At 47.0% G+C, this 545-nt stretch carries 1 rRNA gene; it reads left to right on the forward strand.

Features of this window, described 5'->3' with window-relative positions:
- Positions 1 to 262 precede the first annotated feature (262 nt).
- A 16S ribosomal RNA gene (locus CDO73_RS27025) occupies positions 263 to 545 on the forward strand; the annotation flags it as partial.

The raw sequence follows: 545 nt of genomic DNA on the forward strand, positions 1-545 counted from the left end.
ACACGACGCTCTTGCGATCTTTCCGGAGAAGCGACCTGGTTCAATCGGAAGCGGCGAAGCACCTATCGATATCTGCTCCATAATCTACCGGACGTGGACACTGGAAAAGGAGGCCGAATCTGATGCAGCTTGATCCTTCGTTAATCTCGACAGCGTTCGTGCAGCTGCTGGGCGCGATTCCAACCACTCTGTCAACTACGGTCGTCAGTGTGGGAGCAGGCTTCCTGAAAAAAAAAAATAACATCCTCCACTACCATTTCCTGAGATACCTTGTATGGACCCTGCATCAACATTTTTTCTCCTTTATTAATATCTTAGGTCTCACTCTAAAAAAAAAAAAAAAAGAACGCATGCGGTTGTAACGTTCTTTCGGTGAAAAGTAAGAGATGAAGGTTAACAGGAGTATCAAAGACGTTAATCACAGAAGAAGCACCGGCTAACTCCGTGCCAGCAGCCGCGGTAATACGGGGGCGGCGAGCGTTAATAGGAATAACTGGGCGAAAAGGGCACGAAAGAGGTGAGATAAGTGAGATGTGAAAGACTAA

The organism is Saccharibacillus sp. O23 (assembly GCF_002205895.1).
GTDB lineage: Bacteria > Bacillota > Bacilli > Paenibacillales > Paenibacillaceae > Saccharibacillus.